Annotated in this window: 18 protein-coding genes; 6 read left to right on the forward strand and 12 right to left on the reverse strand. The window is 70.7% G+C overall.

Going from position 1 to position 20,197, the window contains the following annotated elements; translation table 11 throughout:
• Nucleotides 1-171 precede the first annotated feature (171 nt).
• The 5 genes from D8M39_RS10460 to D8M39_RS10480 all read left to right on the forward strand — a co-directional run bounded on the left by D8M39_RS10460 (nucleotide 172) and on the right by D8M39_RS10480 (nucleotide 5,745).
• Nucleotides 172-1,092 carry an AEC family transporter gene (locus tag D8M39_RS10460; RefSeq protein WP_126874983.1) on the forward strand — a complete coding sequence of 307 codons (921 nt, stop codon included), beginning with the start codon at nucleotides 172-174 and terminating at the stop codon, nucleotides 1,090-1,092.
• A 148-nt stretch (nucleotides 1,093-1,240) separates the two neighbouring features.
• Complete coding sequence (locus D8M39_RS10465) at nucleotides 1,241-2,557, forward strand: extracellular solute-binding protein (protein WP_174233429.1); 1,317 nt, start codon at nucleotides 1,241-1,243, stop codon at nucleotides 2,555-2,557.
• Complete coding sequence (locus tag D8M39_RS10470; protein ID WP_055082773.1) at nucleotides 2,554-3,522, forward strand: carbohydrate ABC transporter permease; 969 nt, start codon at nucleotides 2,554-2,556, stop codon at nucleotides 3,520-3,522. Before D8M39_RS10465 ends, D8M39_RS10470 begins: the two co-directional genes overlap by 4 nt.
• A 5-nt stretch (nucleotides 3,523-3,527) precedes the next feature.
• Complete coding sequence (locus D8M39_RS10475) at nucleotides 3,528-4,364, forward strand: carbohydrate ABC transporter permease (RefSeq protein WP_055082771.1); 837 nt, start codon at nucleotides 3,528-3,530, stop codon at nucleotides 4,362-4,364.
• 46 nt (nucleotides 4,365-4,410) lie between these two features.
• A complete protein-coding gene (locus tag D8M39_RS10480) occupies nucleotides 4,411-5,745 on the forward strand; it encodes an ABC transporter ATP-binding protein (RefSeq protein ID WP_055082769.1) in 1,335 nt (444 codons plus the stop codon).
• Nucleotides 5,746-5,861: 116 nt separating this feature from the next.
• Here D8M39_RS10480 and D8M39_RS10485 read toward each other — a convergent pair whose 3' ends face one another.
• Complete coding sequence (locus D8M39_RS10485; RefSeq protein ID WP_055082767.1) at nucleotides 5,862-6,521, reverse strand: hypothetical protein; 660 nt, start codon at nucleotides 6,519-6,521, stop codon at nucleotides 5,862-5,864.
• A 198-nt stretch (nucleotides 6,522-6,719) separates the two neighbouring features.
• Here D8M39_RS10485 and D8M39_RS10490 point away from each other — a divergent pair, with 198 nt between their 5' ends.
• The gene (locus D8M39_RS10490) at nucleotides 6,720-7,700 is read left to right on the forward strand and encodes a hypothetical protein (RefSeq protein WP_055082765.1); all 981 of its coding nucleotides are present in this window, start codon (nucleotides 6,720-6,722) and stop codon (nucleotides 7,698-7,700) included.
• Between the two features lie 96 nt (nucleotides 7,701-7,796).
• On the opposite strand, the gene D8M39_RS10495 is transcribed toward D8M39_RS10490, so the two are convergent.
• The 11 genes from D8M39_RS10495 to malQ form a co-directional block, all read right to left on the reverse strand.
• Nucleotides 7,797-9,686 (reverse strand): NHL domain-containing thioredoxin family protein, encoded by a 1,890-nt coding sequence (locus tag D8M39_RS10495; RefSeq protein ID WP_094395162.1) that lies wholly within the window; start codon nucleotides 9,684-9,686, stop codon nucleotides 7,797-7,799.
• Between the two features lie 241 nt (nucleotides 9,687-9,927).
• Nucleotides 9,928-12,099: a cytochrome c oxidase assembly protein gene (locus tag D8M39_RS10500; protein ID WP_126874984.1), complete on the reverse strand. Its 2,172-nt coding sequence runs from the start codon at nucleotides 12,097-12,099 to the stop codon at nucleotides 9,928-9,930.
• Between the two features lie 97 nt (nucleotides 12,100-12,196).
• Nucleotides 12,197-13,468 (reverse strand): Dyp-type peroxidase, encoded by a 1,272-nt coding sequence (locus D8M39_RS10505; RefSeq protein ID WP_055082760.1) that lies wholly within the window; start codon nucleotides 13,466-13,468, stop codon nucleotides 12,197-12,199.
• Nucleotides 13,458-14,258, reverse strand: coding sequence for a copper chaperone PCu(A)C (locus D8M39_RS10510; RefSeq protein ID WP_055082758.1), 801 nt, complete (start codon nucleotides 14,256-14,258; stop codon nucleotides 13,458-13,460). The genes D8M39_RS10505 and D8M39_RS10510 overlap by 11 nt, the downstream gene beginning before the upstream one ends.
• Nucleotides 14,259-14,606: 348 nt before the next feature.
• Nucleotides 14,607-15,311: a copper resistance CopC family protein gene (locus D8M39_RS10515; protein WP_238694053.1), complete on the reverse strand. Its 705-nt coding sequence runs from the start codon at nucleotides 15,309-15,311 to the stop codon at nucleotides 14,607-14,609.
• 109 nt (nucleotides 15,312-15,420) lie between these two features.
• A complete protein-coding gene (locus D8M39_RS10520; RefSeq protein ID WP_055082756.1) occupies nucleotides 15,421-16,017 on the reverse strand; it encodes a hypothetical protein in 597 nt (198 codons plus the stop codon).
• Between the two features lie 208 nt (nucleotides 16,018-16,225).
• Nucleotides 16,226-16,510 carry an HU family DNA-binding protein gene (locus D8M39_RS10525; RefSeq protein ID WP_055082754.1) on the reverse strand — a complete coding sequence of 95 codons (285 nt, stop codon included), beginning with the start codon at nucleotides 16,508-16,510 and terminating at the stop codon, nucleotides 16,226-16,228.
• 76 nt (nucleotides 16,511-16,586) lie between these two features.
• Nucleotides 16,587-16,892 (reverse strand): 30S ribosomal protein S14, encoded by a 306-nt coding sequence (rpsN, locus tag D8M39_RS10530; RefSeq protein ID WP_012397436.1) that lies wholly within the window; start codon nucleotides 16,890-16,892, stop codon nucleotides 16,587-16,589.
• A gap of 4 nt (nucleotides 16,893-16,896) precedes the next feature.
• Nucleotides 16,897-17,064 (reverse strand): 50S ribosomal protein L33, encoded by a 168-nt coding sequence (gene rpmG, locus D8M39_RS10535; RefSeq protein ID WP_012397435.1) that lies wholly within the window; start codon nucleotides 17,062-17,064, stop codon nucleotides 16,897-16,899.
• 1 nt (nucleotide 17,065) lies between these two features.
• Nucleotides 17,066-17,302 carry a 50S ribosomal protein L28 gene (gene rpmB, locus D8M39_RS10540; RefSeq protein ID WP_012397434.1) on the reverse strand — a complete coding sequence of 79 codons (237 nt, stop codon included), beginning with the start codon at nucleotides 17,300-17,302 and terminating at the stop codon, nucleotides 17,066-17,068.
• Nucleotides 17,303-17,878: 576 nt separating this feature from the next.
• The gene (gene malQ / locus D8M39_RS10545) at nucleotides 17,879-20,125 is read right to left on the reverse strand and encodes a 4-alpha-glucanotransferase (protein WP_126874985.1); all 2,247 of its coding nucleotides are present in this window, start codon (nucleotides 20,123-20,125) and stop codon (nucleotides 17,879-17,881) included.
• Between the last annotated feature and the right edge of the window lie 72 nt (nucleotides 20,126-20,197).

A 20,197-nucleotide genomic window follows, 5' to 3' on the forward strand; every position in this document is an offset into this window, starting at 1 on the left:
GTCCCGCCGCGCGCCGGGCCGCCGACTGCCGGGGCACCGGGCGCAGGCGCACCGGCCGCGCCGCTCCCGGACCCCGCGCCGTCGCGCCCCACGGGTCAGCACCTCACAGACCGGCACCGCGCCTGCAAAAGAGGCCGAGCACCACGAACGACGAGCCGAGGAGACGTGCCCATGAGCGGAGTGGCCTCCGGGTTCTTCATCGTGTGGGCCGTGATCGGCACCGGGTACGTGATCGGCCGGCTGGGGCTGCTCGGCCCGCACGGGCAGCCCGTGCTCTCCAAGCTCGCGTTCTACGTGGCCTCGCCGCCGCTGCTGTTCACCACGGTTGCGAAGGCGGACATCAGCCACATCTTCTCGGCCCCGCTCGTGGTCGCGGGGGTCTCCGCGTGGCTGACGATGCTCGCCTACGCGGCGGTCTCGCGCTTCGTGCTGCACCGGGACGCCTCGACCGTGGTGATGGGCGCGCAGGCCGCGGGGCAGGTGAACTCGGCGAACCTGGGCATCCCGATCGCCCTGTTCGTGCTGGGGGACGCGTCCCAGGTGGCCCCGGTGATGCTGTTCCAGCTGGCCCTGAACACCCCGCTGTACCTCACGATCATGGACACCCTCACCGGCGGGGAGCGGCCCACGGTGGGCTCCGTGCTCAAGACCGTGGTCACGAACCCGCTGATCGTGGGCTCGGGTCTCGGGATCGCGTCCTCACTGACGGGCGTCACCCTCCCGGACCTCGTGATGCAGCCCGTGGAGATCGTGGCCGGCGCCGCGGTGCCGGCCATGCTGCTCGCGTTCGGGATCTCCCTGGTGGGCTCGCGCCCCCTCTCCGAGCCCGGCACGCGCGCGGACACCCTGCTCGCCTCGGGCGCCAAGGTCCTCGTGCACCCGGCTCTGGCGCTTCTGCTCGCGCGGGCGCTCGGACTGAGCGGCCCCGTGCTGTACTCCGCCGTGATCATGGCGGCGCTGCCCACGGCCCAGAACCTCTACGTGGCCGCCGTGCGCTACGACCGTGCGACCACCGTCTGCCGCGACACGGTCCTGGTCACCACCGTGATCTCCATGGTCTCGATGGCGGTCGCCGCAGTATTTCTGTCCTGACACCGAATTTCTCCCCTGATGCCGAGTCACACGACAGTTGTGACACATACCACCCGTAGACTGTGCAGATGCTGAATTGGCCGGCGCCCTGCGGGGAGCACACGGGGCCACTGCGTCAGCTCATGCGCTCGTCAGGAGAGGAACCATCGTGAAGTCCACTCACCACTCGCACGGGGCGGGGAAACCGCGTGCCGTCCGCAGCGTCGCGGCCGTCGCCGCCGTGTCCGCCATGCTGCTCACGGGGTGCGGCAGCGGGGAATCAGGCTCGCCCACGCTCACATGGTACATCAACCCGGACGACGGCGGGCAGGACGTCCTCGCCCAGCAGTGCTCGGACGCGTCCGGCGGCAAGTACAAGATCCAGACCTCGCTGCTGCCGCGTGACGCCTCGTCGCAGCGCGAGCAGCTGGCCCGCCGCCTCGCCGCCGGGGACACGTCCATGGACATCATGAGCCTGGACCCGCCCTTCGTGCCCGAGCTCGCGGAGCCCGGCTTCCTCGCGAAGCCCCCCGCCGACGTCGCCAAGGCCACCACCGCCGACACCCTCGAGGGCCCGCTGCAGGGCGCCACGTGGAACGGCGAGCTCGTGGCCGTCCCGTTCTGGGCCAACACGCAGCTGCTGTGGTACCGCGAGTCCGCGGCCAAGGCGGCGGGGCTGGACATGTCCAAGCCCGTCACGTGGGACCAGGTCATCAAGGCCGCCCAGTCCCAGGACAAGTACCTGGGTGTGCAGGGCGTGCGCGGCGAGGCCATGTCCGTGTGGGTCAACGGCCTCGTGGAGTCGGCCGGCGGCCAGGTGGTCTCGGACGGCCAGGACGGTCAGGACGCCAAGATCACCCTGGACTCGGACGCCGGCAAGAAGGCCGCGGAGATCATCGGCACCATCGGCAAGGAGGGCCTCGGCGGGCCCGGTCTGGCCACCCAGGACGAGAACGCCTCCATGATCCAGTTCCAGGGGGACAAGGGCTCGTTCATGGTCAACTGGCCGTTCATCTACTCGGCCACGAAGGCCTCCGTGGAGGAGGGCACCCTCGACAAGTCGGTGCTCGACGACATCAAGTGGACCACGTGGCCCCGCGTGAACGCGGACTCCGAGGCCCACCCGCCGCTGGGCGGCATCAACCTGGGCGTCGGGTCCAACTCGCAGCACCAGGACCTCGCGTGGGACGCCGTGCAGTGCATCGTCTCCCCCGAGCACCAGGCCCAGTACTTCGCGACCAACGGCAACCCGCCGTCGTCCGCGAAGGCCTTCGACGACCCCGAGGTCAAGAAGGCGTACCCCATGGCCGACACCATCCGGAAGTCCCTCGACGCCGCGAAGCCGCGCGCGCAGACCCCGTACTACAACGAGATCTCCACGGCCATCCAGCAGAACTGGACCCCGCCGGCGGACGTCACCGAGGACACCCCGCGTGAGACCACCGAATTCATCCAGGAAGTCCTGAAGGGAGATGCGCTGCTGTGAGCACCACCGTGAACTCCTCCGCTCCCGCCGCGGCGCCGGAGAAGACCCGCACGAAGCGGCATCTCTCGGACCGCGCCCGCGCCGAGCGCAAACTGGGCTGGCTGCTCGCCGGGCCCGCGTTCGTGATCATGCTGCTGGTCACGCTGTACCCGATCGTCCAGGCCCTGTGGGACTCCCTGTTCTCCTTCCGCCTCACCGCACCCGGTGACAAGGAGTTCGTGTTCCTGGGCAACTACGCCACGGCCCTGTCGGACATCGTCTTCTGGCGGGATCTCGGCGTGACCCTGCTGATCACCGTGGTCACGGTGGTCGTGGAGCTCGTCCTGGGTCTGGCCCTCGCGCTCGTGATGCACAGCGCCATCAAGGCCACCCGCGGCCTGCTGCGCACCGCCATCCTGGTGCCCTACGGCATCATCACGGTGGTCTCGGCGTTCGCGTGGTTCTACGCCTTCGACATCACCACCGGCTACGTCAACAACTGGCTGTCGTGGCTGCCCATGATCGGCCCGGACTTCAACTGGTTCGCCTCCGCGGGCCCGTCCCTGTTCGTGATCATGGCCTCGGAGATCTGGAAGACCACCCCGTTCATCTCGCTGCTGCTGCTCTCCGGCCTGGCACAGGTCCCGGGCGAGCTCACCGAGGCCGCCCGTGTGGACGGCGCCTCGGCCTGGCAGCGGCTGAGCAAGGTGGTCCTGCCGAACATGAAGGCCGCCATCATGGTGGCCGTGGTGTTCCGCGCGCTGGACGCCTTCCGCATCTTCGACAACGTCTTCATCATGACCAAGGGCCAGTACGGCACCGAGACGCTCTCGCTGCTCGCGTACCGCACGTCCATCGGTCGACTGGAAATCGGCCTGGGTTCGGCCATCTCGGTGATCCTGTTCATCTGCGTGATGCTCATCGCGCTGGTGGCCATCAAGGTCTTCAAGGTGGACCTCACCGGTGGCTCAGGGAAGGGGAAGTAACCGCCATGTTGAGCACGAAGCAGAAAATCGGCTGGACCGTCGTCTCGATCCTGGTGCTGATCTACGCACTGTTCCCCGTCCTGTCCATCCTGATGACGTCCTTCAAGTCCTCCTCGGACCTGAACTCGGGGAAGTTCATCCCGTCCAAGTTCGTCACGTCCAACTACGAGCAGATCTTCGTGGGCGAGGCCAAGGACCTCTTCCTGCCGGCCCTGTGGAACTCGATCGGCATCTCGCTGATCTCCACGTTCGTGGCCGTGGTGCTGGCCACCCTGTGCGCCTACGCGATCGCTCGACTGGACTTCCCGGGCAAGAAGATCGTGCTGACCACGGCACTGATGGTCTCCATGTTCCCGGTGATCTCCATCGTCACGCCGCTGTTCAACCTGTGGCGTCAGGTGGGTCTCTACGACACCTGGCTCGGCCTGATCATCCCCTACCTGTCCCTGACCCTGCCGATCTCCATCTGGACCCTGGCGGCGTTCTTCCAGCAGATCCCGTGGGACCTGGACCGCGCGGCGCAGGTGGACGGTGCCACCACGTGGCAGGCGTTCCGCAAGGTGATCGTGCCGCTCACGCTGCCGGGTGTCTTCACCACCGCGATCATCGCGTTCTTCATCGCGTGGAACGACTTCGTGTACGGCATCGGCCTGACGTCGACGTCGGCGGCGCGCCCCGTGCCCGCGGCACTCGCGTTCTTCACGGGCGCCTCGCAGTTCGAGGCCCCGGCTGGGGCGATCTCCGCGGCCGCGATCATCGTGACCATCCCTGTGGTGCTGCTCGTCCTGGCCTTCCAGCGCCAGATCGTCTCCGGCCTGACCCAGGGCGCGGTCAAGGGCTGAGCCCGCCGCACCATCCACGCTTAGACACAGATAGGACTGAGTAGACATGGCAGCAATCACCATGGAACACCTCGTCAAGAAGTACGACGACGGTTTCCCCGCGGTCAACGACATCTCCATCGACGTCGCCGACGGCGAGTTCCTGATCCTCGTGGGCCCCTCCGGCTGCGGCAAGTCCACGCTCCTGCGCATGGTCGTGGGCCTCGAGGACATCACCTCCGGTGACCTGAACATCAACGGGGTGCGCGTCAACGACAAGCAGCCCCGCGACCGCAACCTCTCGATGGTGTTCCAGAACTACGCGCTGTACCCGCACCTGTCGGTGTACGAGAACATCGCCTTCCCGCTGCGCCTGTCCAAGGGCCAGTTCAGCGAGGAGGAGATCGACCGCAAGGTGCGCGAGGCCGCGGACACGCTGGACCTCAACGAGCACCTCGAGCGCAAGCCGGCGAACCTCTCCGGCGGCCAGCGCCAGCGCGTGGCCATGGGGCGCGCGATCGTGCGCGACGCGGACGCGTTCCTCTTCGACGAGCCCCTGTCCAACCTGGATGCCAAGCTGCGCGGGCAGATGCGCACGGAGATCGCCCAGCTGCAGCGCCGCATGGGCATCACCTCGCTGTACGTGACCCACGACCAGACCGAGGCCATGACCCTGGGTGACCGGGTGGCGGTCCTCAAGCGCGGTCAGCTGCAGCAGATCGCCTCCCCGCGGGAGCTCTACGAACAGCCCGTCAATCTGTTCGTGGCGGGGTTCATCGGCGCGCCGTCCATGAACTTCATCCCGGCGCGCGTGAACGGCTCGGTGTTCCAGACCCCGATCGGGGACATCGAGATCCCGGAGCGCGTCCAGGGCAAGCTCACGAACGCACCCGAGATCGTGCTGCTCGGCCTGCGCCCGGAGCACTTCGAGGACGCCAAGTTCGTGGACGAGGCGAAGATCCCCCACGGGACCGTCTTCGACTCCGAGTTCACGCACACGGAGTGGCTGGGCAACCAGCAGTACGGCTACATCCACTACCAGCAGGACGCCGCCGTGCAGCACAAGCTCAACGAGCTCGCCCAGGAGCTGGACGCGGACGAGATGCCCGCCCAGGTGGTCGTCTCCCTGGACGCCTCCTCCCGCATCCGCGGCGGCACCACGGCGAAGATCTGGCTGGACAGCCGCAGGATGCACGTGTTCAACCCGGAGACGGGCGAGAACCTCACGCGTGACGCGGAGGCCGGTGCGGAGCTGACCCGCGAGGCCAACGAGGAGCGCAAGAACGAGATCGAGCGCGCCCGCCAGCGCGACGGCGCTCGGGCCGCCCAGACGGGCGACGCCGCCCCGCACGGCGACGGCGACGGCGCGGGCAACGGGGCGGGCAGCAGCGCCGCGCGCTGACCTCCCGATCCCGTCCCACCACGCCGACGGCCGGTTCCCCACCAGGGGAACCGGCCGTCGTCGTCTGCTCCCGGTCCTTCATCTGCTCCCGGTCCTCGTCACTCCCGGGGCCCGGCTCAGCCGGCCGATCCCGCCGTGCTCGCGAGCGCCCACCAGCCCAGCAGGCCGATCACGGCGAGCAGTGCGAGCGAGGACGCCGCGTAGCGCAGTCTCGGGTGGCGGACGTGCCACGGGACCAGTCGGGGCCAGCTCTCACTCACCTGCGCCGGGGTGGCCTGCCGGAAGTTCACGTGCTGCGCGCCGCTGGCCCGGGCGAGCTCGTCGAGGGTCCTGGCGTCCCAGACGGTGCCGTCGAGACCGAGGGCACGGCGGCCGGACGCGGTGACGAACCACAGGTAGGGCCTGCCCCGGGTGCGGCCGGAACCGGAACGGGGCGCCAGCAGCTTCTCGACCGTGACCACCTGCGTGATCCGCTCCCGCGGCACCGCACGGAACCCCACCCACCGGGAGACGAGCACGTAGCCGGGGGTCAGCACCGCGAGCGCCGGGCGCAGGCGCGCGTAGGCGCCCACGAGCCCCACGAGGGCGGTCAGGGCCAGCACCGCCGTGACCGGTCCGGCCGGGCGCCGGTAGACGATCACCGCGGTCGCCAGCACCACCAGGAGCAGCGGCGCGGCCGACGCGGCCAGCCGCCGCCCGTAGGAGCCGAGCCGGGGGTGGAACACGTGCTCGGGCGCCCCATACTTCGGGGGCACCTGCCGGACGGTCTCTGCCATGTCGTGCGCTCGCGCTCCTCGTGTGTGCCGTCGCCTCTGCCGTGCGTCGCGGGGCCCGGGGCCGGGTCGGTCCGAACCGGCCCGCCCGGCCACGCCCGGTCCAGCCTAGCGACCCCTCTCCGAGCCTCCCAGCCTCCCTGGCGGCCCACGGGGCGACACGGCGTCGGCGGGTGCGCGCATGAACTACCGTGAGGAGCCATGGGACGCAGTGATCGCATCATCAGGGCCGTGGGCGCCTGGTTCTTCCTGATCGTGCTGGCCGTGGCGGCCGCCGCGGTGACCATTGCGCTCGTCAACAAGTACCAGTACGGCCCGGAGACCGAGGTCCGCGAGTACTTCCAGGCGCTGCAGGACGGGGACGGCGCCAAGGCCCTGGGCCTGCTCAACGCGGAGGTTCCGGACTCCAACGCCGCGCTGCTGGACGGGGACCCGCTCGCGGAGGCGGGCAAGCACCTGCAGGACGTGGCGGTCTCCACGGTGGCCTCGGACGGGGACACCACCACCGTGCGCGCGGACTACCTCCTGGACGGCAAGCAGGCGTCCTCGGAGTTCCGGCTGCACCCGGCGGAGACCCAGTGGGGGTTCTTCACGGTGTGGGACTTCGACCCCACCACGCTGCCCACGATGTCCGTGTCCATGCCGGGCTCCACCGCCGTGGACATCAACGGCGTGTCCGTGGCGCTGCGGGACTCGTCCCGGCAGTTCGCCGTCTTCTACCCCGGCGTCTACACGGGCTCCTACACCTCCCCCATGATCACGGCCCAGCCGCAGGAGGTGGCGGTGAGCGACTCTTCCAAGGAGACCGCGATGAAGCTCACCGCCGTCCCCTCGGAGCAGCTCCAGCAGCAGGTGGAGCAGCAGGTCCACGAACGGCTGGACGCGTGCGCGGCCAAGGACAGCCTCTACCCCTCGGACTGCCCGTTCAGCTACGAGTTTGACGGCCGGATCCAGGACAAGGTCAGCTGGAGCATCAAGGAGTACCCCCGATCCAAGGTGGAGCTGGGCGGCGCGCGCGCGGACCAGTGGTCCCTGCCGGACAGCAGGGGCACGGCGCACATCGAGTTCACCGCGGTGAACCTCTACGACGGCACCACGTCCAAGTTCTCCGCGGACGTCCCCTTCACCTTCTCCGCGAGCTTGAAAGTCACGCAGGACAAGGCCACGGTCACGCCCCGCTGACGCGCCCCGGCTCGCGGGCGGCCGGGGACGACGACGCCGCACGCGCGCTCCCCCGCGCCCGTCACGCGCCGTCGTCGTCCGATCAGCCCGGCCAACTCAGTCCAGCCCGCGCAACTCCAGGGTGAGGGAGGAGTCGGCTGCGGGATCCACGGTGAAGGGGATGCCCCAGTCCTGCTGGTAGAGGTGGCAGGCGGCGTGCTCGGGGATCTCGCCGTCCGGGGAGCCGTCGCACGCCGCCGCGCGGGCGGTGATGTGCAGGACGCCCTCCGTGACGCCGTCTGCGATCCGCAGGGTGCGGGTGAGTCCCCGGGCGGTGCCGTCCCCCGCCGCGAGCGCGTCCTCCGGGGAAGAGGAGACCTTCAGCTGTGTGGGGTCGCCCCAGCGGGTGTCCAGCTTCTGCCCGCTCGGTGCCGCGAAGCGCACGGTGAGCTCGAGCTCGCCGGGTGCCACCGGGGTGCGCTTGCGCTGCATCTGCGCCGCGCCCTCGTCCACGGTCTGCGCCTGCTTGGGGACGGCCACCCGCACGAGGCGGTGGGCGTTGGTCTCCACCACCACGAGCACGGGCTCGTCCTGGCTCGTGTCCAGGAGCACGTCGGAGGGCTCGGCGAGACCCCGGGTGAGGGTGGTGACCTCGTCGGTGGCGGGGTCGTAGCGGCGCACCGCACCGTTGTAGGTGTCGGCCACGGCCACGGAGCCGTCCGGCAGCACGGTGACGCCCAGGCAGTGCTGCAGGCGGGCCTGCTCCGCGGGACCGTCCCGGAAGCCGAAGTCGAACAGGCCCAGGCCCACGGCGGAGTCCACGGCGGCCACGGCGCCGTCGTCGGTGAAGCGCACGCGGCGCAGGGCGGAGGACTCGGAGTCCGCGACCCACACGGTGCCGTCCTCGGCCTGTGCCAGGCCGGAGGGCTGGGCGAACCAGGAGCTGTCCGCCGCGCCGTCGCGCAGACCCTCGTCCCCGGTGCCGGCCAGCACGGCCAGCTCGCCGCTGCGCGGGTCGAACGAGAAGAGCTGGTGGGTGCCGGCCATCGCGACCACGAGCGCGTCCGCCGTCTGCGACCACACCACGTCCCACGGGGAGGACAGCGCCACGGACAGGGGGTCCCCCTCCGTGATCGCGTTCGGGTCCACGCCGCGGGCGCGGGCGTCGTCAAGCAGCCGCTGGACGCCGTTTCCGGCAATGGTGCGCACGGACCCGGAGCCGAGGTCCACCCCGCGCAGCCGGTGGTTCACGGTGTCCGCGACCACGAGGTCGTAGCCGAGCTGCGAGCGCAACTCCTGCGGCAGCACCGCGATGCCCTGGGGCTCGTTGAACCGGGCCGCGTCCCGCGGCCCGTCGGCCCAGCCCCGGGTGCCGGAGCCGATGGTGCCGCGCACGGTGGTGAGGTCCGCCTCGAGCTGCACCAGGCGGTGGTGGCCGGTGTCGCTGACCATGAACGAGCCGTCCGGCAGGGCCACGACCTTGCCCGGGAAGCGCAGATCGCCCTCGGGGCGCGGGCGGGGCACGTACGGCCCGTCGCCGCGGTGCAGCGTGCCCTTGGCCTCGTGCTCGGCCACCAGCTCTGCCACGAGCGACTCCAGCCCCTGGACGTGCCCCTCGCCGGAGAGGTGCGCCACGATGTAGCCCTCCGGGTCCAGCACCACCAGGGTGGGCCACGCACGCGCGGTGTAGGCGTCCCACGTCTTCAGACCGGGGTCGTCCAGCACGGGGTGGGTGATCTCGTAGCGGTCCACGGCGGCGGCGAGCGCGTCCGGGTCCGCCTCGTGCTCGAACTTGGGCGAGTGCACGCCCACCGTCACGAGCACGTCCGAGTACTGCTCCTCGAGGGGACGCAGCTCGTCGAGCACGTGGAGGCAGTTGATGCAGCAGAAGGACCAGAAGTCCAGGACCACGATCTTCCCCCGCAGGGCGTTCAGGTCCAGCTGCTCACCACCGGTGTTCAGCCAGGCCCGGCCCTCGAGCTCGGAGGCGCGGACGGGGGTGGTCATGCGTGCGGCTGTCACGTCGGATGGATCCTTCCGGGACGGAGAGAGTTGTCTACCGGGGACAACGTTATCCGCGCGGCCCTGCTTCCCTGGCCCCGCGTGACGCCCCGCGCACGGCGGTCTCCCCGCACTGTGGTCTCCCTGCGCGGTGGCGCCGGGCGGGGAGGCCGCGGGCACGGCGTCGTCGTGCTGGCCTGCGCGGCGCCGTCGCGCTGTTCTTCACGCGACGACGACGCCGCCCGGCTCAGCGGCCGCGCTCGTCCCGTTCGGCGAGCTCGGCCATCATCTGGTTGTAGGCGCGCAGCTCGGCGTCGTCCGTACGGTCCGCCTGCCGGTCCACGCGGCGGTTCTCCTTGGAGCCCTCCATGGCCCACATCACGGCCACGATGACCGCGAGCAGGAACGTGGGGAACTCCCCGATGCCCCACATGAGCATGCCTCCGAGCTCCTGGTCGTCCAGGGCGCTGGGCCCCCAGGGGCGGCCCATGTTCCCGAACCAGGACGCCTGCAGCACCGTGGTCAGGCTCATGATGCTGATGCCGATGAACGCGTGGGCGGCCATGGTGGCGAGCAGCAGCAGCAGGCGCATCGGGTAGGTGGGACGCCGCGGGATGGGGTCGATGCCGATCAGCACGAGCGCGAACATGTACCCGGTGAACAGGAAGTGCACCATCATGAACTCGTGGCCCACGTGGTAGCGCAGCGTGAAGCGGAACAGGTCCGTGAAGTAGAACAGCACGATCGAGAACGCGAAGTTCGCCGCCGCGAAGATCGGGTGGGTGACCACCTTGCCCCAGGTGGAGTGCACGAGCCGCAGGATCCACTCGCGGGGTCCGCGGGTGCCGTCCCGGCGCGGCTCCAGCGCCTTGAGGATCACGGTGACCGGCGCACCGCAGACCAGGAAGAGCGGCACGACCATCGTGAGGCTCATGTGCTCCACCATGTGGGCGGAGAACAGCACGCGGGCGTAGACGGCCACGCCGCCGCTCGTCGCGTACATCAGTGCGGCGAGACCCACGAACCAGGACGCCGTGCGCAGGACCGACCACGTGTCCCCGCGGCGCCACACCTTGACCGCGGCCCACAGGTAGACCACGGCCATGAAGACCACCACGGCCACCCAGAACCAGTCCAGTCGCCAGGTGGTGAACCAGCTCGCGGGGGTGGGTTCCGGGGGCAGCTCGTACCACGTGAGGATGCGCGCGGGCGAGGCGTCCGGCTGCAGCTCCTCGGGCACGGGCGGGGCGGTGCGCCCCAGCGCGGTGGCGATGCCCATGAGCAGACCCATGAGCACCGCCTCCACCACGATGACGCGCCACAGCGTGGCCGTGCGCGAACGGGAGCCGTCCACCACGCCCGGAATCAGCCACTGCCGGTGGGCGAAGCCCGCCAGCCCCAGCAGCAGGGTGAGCACGAGCTTGGTCAGCGCGAGCACACCGTACGAGGAGCCCAGCTGCTCCCACGAGCCGATGCGCACCGCCGCGTTGACGATGCCGGAGAGCAGCACCAGCGCGTAGCAGCCCAGTGCCACCGCGGAGTAGCGCCGCAGCACCACCGCGAGCAGCGGCTCGGTGTGGGTGGTACCGCCCCGGCGGCTGACCACCGAGGACTCCCGGGAGAGCAGGGGACCCACCCAGACCAGCACGAGGATCCCGCCCACCCACAGGCACACGCCCAGCAGGTGCAGGCCCAGGGAGTTGACCGCGCCCATGTGGTCCGCGCCGCCGGAGGCGTGGCCGTTGAGGGCCATGGCCACGAGCGCCACGAAGGACAGCGCGAGCGTGCAGAACAGGCCCAGCAGCGCCCGCACGCCGAAGACCAGGGTGGTCACCACCGCAGCGACCATCACGATGACCGCCTGCGACTGCCCCGTGGAGATCCCGGTGACGTAGTGCAGCAGCTGCTGCGTGTAGTTCTCGCCGCCGCCGATCGAGGATCCGGAGACGTCCGAGTAGGTGAAGATCAGCACCGCCACGGCGGCCACCGTCCACACCACGGACGCCGCCTCCACGAGCTGCAGGACCGAGCGGAACGCGGGGTGCTCCGGCTCCCCCGCCTGGTCCCGGCTGTTGCGCGGCGGGCGCTTGCGGGTGCGGTCCGCGAAGCGCGGCACCACCCCGATGGCGAAGAGCAGCCCGCCCATGACCACGGTCATCGCGATGTTGTGGACCACCTTCACGGTGGGCAGACCCCAGCGCACGAGCGTGCCGGGATCGGCGACCTGCCGGGGGGCCGCCGCCCCGCCGAAGACCAGCGCGGCACTCATCCCGATCATCGCCGCCACGAGGACCACCGCGATGGTCCAGGGGCTCACGCTCACACCCGCCCCGGACGACGACGCCGCGCCACCGGGGGTGCCGCCCGCGCGGCTTCCACCGCGCGGGTCCTTGCTCGTGGTTCGTGCCCTGCTGCTCATGCTCGTGACCCTCCGGCCCGTTGCTCGTCCGTTGTCTGCTGCCCCGCGGCGACCGCACCCGGGGGCGCCGTCGTCTCCGCCGTCGCCGCGGCATGCCTCACGTGAACAGCACGTCCCCGATGAACCCGCCCGGTTCGCACCCGGGCGGGATGGCGAACACGGCCGAGCCGATGGGAACGGTCCACGTGTTCAGCATGTCCAGCTCGTCCAGCCGCTTCTGGATGGGGACGAACTGCTTCACGGGGTCCGCCTGGTAGGAGGCGAAGATCAGGCCCGTGGCGGAGACTCCCCCGCTGACGTCCCCGGAACCACTGCGCCCGGAGGCGTCACGCACCGCCAGGTCGTAGTTGTACACCCTGCGGAAGATCTTCTCGTCCGGGTTCGGGCTGCGCGAGCGCCGCACGTGGCTGTAGGAGGAGATCACGGGGAAGCCCAGGGAGCCTTTCGCGTCGAGGTCCGGCTCGTCGTGCTCCTTCTGCCCCGTGAGCGGTGCGCCGTCCGAGAGCCTGCGCCCCACCGCGTCCTCGCGCGCCGGGGTGTCGGCCTCGTCCCACGTGTCCAGGTTCATGTGGATCCGCCGCAGCACCAGCGAGGTGCCGTTCTCGATCCACGGCGCAAACCCGCCGCGCCCGTAGACCACCTTCTCGTGCTCCTCCTCGCCCGGGTAGGGGTTGGAGGTGCCGTCCACCTGGCCGAAGAGGTTGCGCATGGTCTGGCCGTCCGGGGTGGCACCCACCGTGTTGCGGAAACCGTCCTGCACCCACCCCACGCTCGCGAACGAACGGACGTCCTTGAGCAGCACGCGCTGGGCGTGGGCCATGGTCAGGCGGTCGTCGCAGCACAGCTGCAGCAGCAGGTCCCCCTGGTTCCACGCGTCCTGCAGCCTGTCCACCCCGAACGCCGGCAGGGGTCGCAGCCACCCCGGCGCGCGGGAGCGGTCGATGAGCGAGACGGCCCGCGGGCCGAAGCCCACGGTCACGGTCAGCCGGGACGGGTTCTCCGCGAGCCACGGCTCCTGGTCGTTGACGGGCGCCTGTCCCCGGGTCAGCGCCGCGGCGTCGTCCGTGAGCACACGCAGCAGCCGACGCAGCGAGTCCCGGGTGGCCGCGGCGTCGAGGTCCAGGGAGACGAATGCGCAGAACGCCTGCGGCAGCGTGGCCACGCCCGCCTGCCGCGCCCCGTGAAAGGGCTCCGTGCGCTGCCCGGGACGGTTCTCGTCCTGCGTCCCCGCGGACCAGGGCGGCTGCCCGCCCAGGGCGGCCGCGGAGACCGCTCCGATGCCGGTCGCACCGGCGCCGGCGACCGCGCCCGTGAGCAGCGACCGCCGGCTCCAGCCCGAGGACTTCACTGGCTCTCGATCAGCCGGCATGGCATTCCGGGAGCGCGGAGGAGGACGGCGAGCTCATGTCCATGCCCGCGTGGGTCGAGCCGGATCCCTCCGAGCTGCCGTGGGAGGAGTGGTCGTGGCCGGAGTGCTCGGAGTGCTCAGAACTCCCGGCGGACGCCTCCGGGCTCGCGGAGGACATGTCCATGCCCTCGTGGGAATCCGCGGAACCGCTGGCGCCCTCGCCCGGCGCGTACTCCTCCTTGGCGCCCGAGTAGTCGCGCACCGGGACCGTGACCGTCTTCGTGCCGGCATCCGACTGCAGCTGCAGCGTGAGGTCCGCTCCCGCCTTCAGCGAGCAGCTCAGGTCCATGAGCATGATGTGGTTGCCGCCCGGCTCCAGAGCGATGCTCTTGCCCGCGGGGATCGTGAAGCCGCCGTCCTTCTGGCGCATGGTGGTGGAGCCGCTCGTGCCGTCGGTGACCGTCTCGTGCAGCTGGACGGACCCGGCGGTCCCGTCCGCGCTGGCGCCCGTGACGGTGACGTCCTTGTCCGAGGTGTTGGTGAGCGTGCCGAAGGCCGCGGTCATTCCCGCGTCAGCGGCCTTTGCCCAGCCGTTGTCGAGGGTCAGCGGCGCGTCCGAGGCAGCGTCCGAGGCGCTCTGGGAGGCGGACGGCGACGACGCCGCGTCCCCGCCCTGCGCCGAGCAGCCGGTCAGTGCCGCGAGGCCGATTCCGAGGGCCGCGACCGTGGCGAACGCACGGTGGGTGGCCGGCACGGTGGATCCCGCGTGACGCGCGGTGGAGATGGTGGTGGGCTTGGTGTTCAGGTTCATGGTGTTCCTCGTGGACGTAGGGTTCCGGTTCGGACGGGGCACGGCCGTCGCCGAGGGCGACCCGCCGATGCCTGCCGTGCGGCGTCGCCGAGGCCTGCCGTGTGGCGTTGCCCGGCACTGGCCGACGTCACCCGGCACCGGCCGGCGGTGCTCGGCGCTCGTAGCCGCCGTCTGAGGCTGGCCGACGTGGCCTGACGTCACTCGGCGTGGGCCGTGCGGGCGGCCACCGAGCAGACGCGGCGCGCGCGTCGCGGGCGAGTCCGGTGGTGCGCGAACCGGGAAGGGTGGAGTGCCGGATCCGCGGTGCGGTCTCGGCTCTGGGGTGTTCCGGTGTGGCGCCGCCGGAGGTCAGCGCTGCCGGGGACGCGTGGCGAAGGCCAGCACCACCAGGAGCAGGACGAGTGCCACGACGCCGCCGATCACCGGCAGCACCCAGCCCGGCACGCCGGTGCCGCTCACGGGCTGCTGGGCGTCATCCTGCTGCGCCTGGCCGGAGGCCGAGGACACCGGAGCCGGGGAGGCCGTGGAGCCCGCGCCCTCCCCGACGTCGTAGGTGAAGGTCCCCTCGATCGGGTGACCGTCCTGGGAGACCACGCGCCACGTGACAGTGTAGGTCTCATCCGAGTCGCCTCCTTCGCGCAGCGGCTGGGAGACCTTGGTCTTCTGCACGGCCAGCGTGCCGCGCGTCATGTCCGTGCCGTGGGAGTCCGTCACCCGGACCTCGCTGCCGATGTCCTGAATGTTGCCGGAGAACGTGAGGTCCAGGGTGGTCGGCGCCTTCTCGACGCTCGAGCCCGCCGCCGGATTCGTGCTCACCAGCTCGTCGTGCGCGCTCGCCGGGCCGGCCGTGGCCAGCACGAGGAGCAGCGCGGTGAGCGCCGCGAGGAGCGCGGGCAGGACGGCCCGGTGCCCGGCGGGCGCGGCAACGGCACGGGCCGCACCGGGGCGGCGCGCTGCGAAGGGTGCTCCGCCCACGGCGCCGGCCCGGGTGACCGGGGTGCGCCCGGCCAACGAGCCGGTCCGCGGTGTGTGGTGGTCGTTCATGTGTTTCATGGGATGTTTCTCCTGCGCCGGGTGGCGCGTGCGTGCCGCACGGTGCGGCGGGGTCTGCAGTGGATGCGTCGCGGGGCATCGACGCCGCAGAACTGGCTGCGGCGGACGCCTACGCGGCCACCGGCGGCCCGCGGTACCCGTACAGGCTCGAGAGCAGCAGCTGGTCCGACAGCGCCCGGGGAGAGCTCCAGGAAGTCCGCGGGGGGACCGCCGTCAGGACCGGTCGTGGGAGGGCGGTGAGCAGATGCAGAACCCGCAGCGAGAACGTCTCGAGCAGGCGCAGGACGGCCACCTCGCCGTGGCGCAGCAGGGCGTAGGTGGCGAGGGCGGCGACCACGTGCGCCACGAGCATGCCACCGCCGTGGTGGGCCACCGGCGGCAGGGAGGTGATCAGCACCTGCGGCCCGTCCACTGCCGCGGCGCCGTGGTGGTGCGTGTGGTCCACGGCGTGCACCATGCCCGTGGACTGCGCGAACAGCACGTGCAGGAGCAGCTGGCTCACGGCCACATTGGCCGCCACGCCCACGCGCGAGAGTGCCCGCCCGGACAGCAGCATGCACACCGGCGCGGCCAGGCACGTGGACAGGGCGATCACCAGGGGTGAGGGCCAGGTGCCGTCCAGAGCCGCGTGCGATCCGGCGGCCAGGGTGGTGGCCACCAGCCCCGCGGTCCAGCCACGGGCAAGTCGGCGTGCGCGAGGGGACACCGAACACCTCCGGGGCTGGCTGCGGAACAGGACAGGGACTCCCCATTATGCGCCACCCCGGCACGGAGCACGAACCTCCCCGGGGTGTGGCGCGGTCCATTCCGCACCGGGAATGCGCTCCGCCCCGGTGCACGCAAAGGGACCGTTCACGCGGATGCGCGAACGGTCCCTTGAGCGGTCACGGGTGCGGGACCCGTGCCAGCCTGCCTCACTTGGAGGAGACAGCAGCCTTCAGCTTGGAGCCGGCGGTGAGCTTCACACCGTGGCCGGCGGGAATCTGGATGGCCTCGCCGGTCTGCGGGTTGCGGCCCTGGCGAGCGGCACGGTCCGTGCGCTCGACGGAGAGCCACCCGGGGATCGTGATCTTCTCGCCCTTGGAGACGGAGCTCTCGAAGACCTCGAAGAGGGAATCCAGCACGCCGTTGACGGCGGCCTGGGTGTTGCCGGACTTCTCGGCAACCTCGGCGACGAGTTCGCTGCGGTTCATAGCCATGTGCTTGTCCTCCTGGACTGGGTTGGCGATCTCTCGGTAGGAACTGCCGAGGGGCGGGGCCCCTCAGAGTGAGAAATTACCAGCTGGACTTGTAGATGCCGGGCAGTTCGCCGCGGTGAGCCATGTCGCGGAAGCGCACGCGGGAGATCCCGAAGCGCTGGAAGGTCCCGCGGGGACGGCCGTCGATCTGGTCGCGGTTGCGCACGCGGATCGGGGAGGCGTCGCGGGGCAGCTTCTGCAGGCCCAGGCGGGCCTCCTCGCGGGCCTCGGGGGACGCGTTCTCGTCCACGAGGGTCTTCTTCAGCTCAGCACGCTTGGCGGCGTAGCGCTCGACGATGACCTTGCGCTGCTCGTTCTTGGCGATCTTGGACTTCTTGGCCATGGATTCAGCGCTCCTCGCGGAAATCGACGTGCTTGCGGACCACCGGGTCGTACTTCTTCATGACGAGGCGGTCGGGGTTGTTACGGCGGTTCTTGCGGGTGACGTAGGTGAACCCGGTGCCGGCCGTGGACTTGAGCTTGATGATGGGACGTACGTCCTTGTCCTTAGCCATCTCAGATCTTCTCCCCACGTGCGATGAGTTCGTTGACCACGGCGTCGATGCCGCGGGCATCGATGACCTTGATGCCCTTCGCGCTCAGGTTGAGCGTGACGTTGCGACGCAGCGAGGGCACCCAGTAACGCTTCTTCTGGATGTTCGGGTTCCACCGGCGCTTGGTGCGGCGGTGCGAGTGCGAGATGCTGTGGCCAAAGCCCGGCTGGGCCCCGGTCACCTGGCAGTGCGCTGCCATAGTGTTCTCCTCCAATGTCCAATGTCGACGAAATGACGGCACGCATGGCGGCCGCCGGGCGGTGTTCCGCCAGCGGCCATGGCCACGAGTGGTCCGTCACCTCAAGAAAATGCCACCGTTCGCGCGCCGGGCGTGAGGTTCTCTTACCCCGCGGCAGTACCGGTCAGGGCACTCGCTACGACGAAGACGGTGAAGATCAAGGCGCCGGTAGATGGACTCCACCACACGACAGCCTTAGATTCTAGGCTTCTACGGACTCTCTCGCAAATTTGAAACGGAAACGGTGCGATTGAGCGCCCCTCGATCCTAGCCGGTGCGCCGCGATGCGCCAATTCGCGGGCCCTGCGGCGCTGGCGGCGGAATCCCGCGCGAGCCGCGGCCTGGACCGTCCGCCCCGTTCGTGGGATCGGGGTGCGGAGACGAGTGGGGGTGGCGAACCGTCCATAACCCGGCTCGCCACCCCAACACGCTTTTTTCGGCCCCATCTCCTCACCTAGGAGATTAGGTAAGACTTATCTTACCTAATTCCCCCGGGAGGGCAACCCCTCCGTCCGGCCACCCTCGGCGGTCCGACGCTCAGGACTCCTGGGCGGCGGCGCGGAACGGGTCCGCGATGTCCCGGCGCTCGGGCTGCTTGGGCGCCCGGGACGTGACCTTGGGATCCCGGCGGTGGGTGCCGAGAGCCTCGTTGACCACGTCCACGAGGCTGTTCACGCGCTCCAGCCGGGGCAGGTTCTCGAGCATCACGGGCCGTCCGTCCGAGTCCGCGAGGGGCACCCGCCAGTTCGGGTACTCGTCGCTCGTGCCGGGCTGGTTCTGGATCCGCTTCTCCCCCACGGCGTCCACGAGGGACACGTTAAGCAGCAGGGAGGGGGCGTCGCACAGGTAGCGGTAGAGCGCCTCGATCCTCTCCTCCTGGGAGGAGTTCTCCCCGTGCGGGAGGTAGCCGGCCTCGGCCACCGCGGTGAAGAACGTCTCGAGCTGGCGCCGGGCGTCCTCGCGCTCCTCCTCCGGGGAGCGGGCGAGCAGGTCAAGCTTCTCGCGCAGCTCCAGCTGCACGCCCTCGAGGTAGCCCGCGGTGGGCGGCAGGTCGTGGGTGTTGACCGAGGCCATGCACAGCTCGCGGTAGCGGGAGGGGTCCAGGGGGACATCCCCGTCCATCTCGAACCACAGGATGGAGGTTCCCAGCACGCCCTTGGCCTCCAGGTACTCGCGCACGCTCTCCTCGACGGTTCCGAGGTCCTCACCCACCACGAGCACGCCGGCGAGCTCGGCCTCGAGCGCGAGCACTCCCACCATGGCCTCGTGGTCGTAGTAGACGTAGGTGCCGTCCGAGGCCTTGTTGCCGTCCGGGATCCACCACAGCCGGAACAGCCCCGCCACGTGGTCGATCCGCACGCCGCCGGAGTGCCGGAAGATGTTGCCCATCATCTGCCGCCAGGGCCGGTAGCCGGCCTCGGCGAGCTTCTGCGGGTCCCACGGCGGCTGGCTCCAGTCCTGGCCGAGCTGGTTGTACATGTCCGCGGGGGCACCCACGCTCACGCCCTGCGCCATGACGTCCTGCAGGGCCCACGCGTCCGCGCCGTGCTTGTGGACGCCCACGGCGAGGTCGTGCACCACGCCGATCTCCATGCCCGCCCGGTGGGCGGCGCGCTGGGCGGCCTCAAGCTGGTTGTCGAGCAGCCACTGCAGCCAGACGTGGAAGTTGATGCGGTGGCGCAGCCGGGAGCGCGCCTCCCGGGCGTAGGGGGCCTCCGGGGAGGACGCCTCGCCCTGCCACAGGGGGTTCTCCTCCCCGAGCTCCTCGCGCAGCGCGCACCACAGGGCGAAGTCCTGCAGGGGCTGCCCGCCCTGGGCCACGAAGGCCTCGAGCTGCTGCTGGCGGTAGGGCGAGCGGCGCACGGTGTAGAGCAGCTCCAACGTCTTGAGCTTGGCGGCGAACGCGGAGTCGCGGTCGATCGTGGAGGGGTCCAGGACGGCCTTGCGCTCGATGGCCGCGAGCCGGTCCACGACCTCCCGGTCCGCCGGGCGCAGGTACGGGAGCTCGGCCACGTCCGCCACGCGCAGGTAGAGGGGGTTGAAGAAGCGGCGGCTCGAGGGCAGGTACGGGGAGGGCTCCACGGGCGGGACGGGCTCGGCGGCGTGCAGCGGGTTGATCAGCACGTAGTCGGCGCCCTGGACGCCGCTCACGGCTGCCAGGGACGCGAGGTCCGAGAGGTCCCCCACGCCCCAGGAGCGCGAGGAGACCACGGAGTACAGCTGGGCCATGTAGCCCCAGTGTCGGCTTCGGCGCAGCCGGTCCGTGGTGCTGAGGCGCTGCGGGGTCACGGCGACGTCGATCTCCGCGGACTCGCCCGAGCCAGTGGTGGCCTCCAGCCGGTACCAGCCCAGCGGCAGGCCCCCCGGCAGTGCGTGGGCCACCCGCTGCCGGCTCGTCCCGTCGACGCGGCGCATCTCGGGAGCCGTCCCCTGCGCGGGCCGCAGTTCCCAGACCTCGTCCGGATCGTCCTCGTGCCACAGCCGCACGCGCACGGTGTCCCCGTCGTCGAACGTCACCGGGACCGAGGCCGCGGCACCCGCCTCGGTTACGAGGACGGGCGGCAACAGGGTGCGCCACGGCGCGGTCTCGCGCTCGGCCAGGCTGCGCTGCGCGGCGTCGTCGTCCGTGACGTCCGCTCCGAGCGCCGTGAGCACGCTGCGCAGCGTCTTCTCCGGGACGCTCACCGTCTCCCCGTCAAAGCCCTCATACTGCGTGGCCACCCGGTACTGCGTGGCCAGGCGCTGCATTGTGGTTTCCCCTGAATGTCCTGCGTTCTCCGGCATGGTCCCACTCTAGTCAGCGGGCCTTGGTCAGCGGGCGGGTGCCCCTCTGCGACAGCCCCGGGGACGACGCCG

Origin of the sequence: Kocuria sp. HSID17590 (assembly GCF_003989485.1) — a bacterium.
GTDB classification, from domain to species: domain Bacteria; phylum Actinomycetota; class Actinomycetes; order Actinomycetales; family Micrococcaceae; genus Kocuria; species Kocuria salsicia.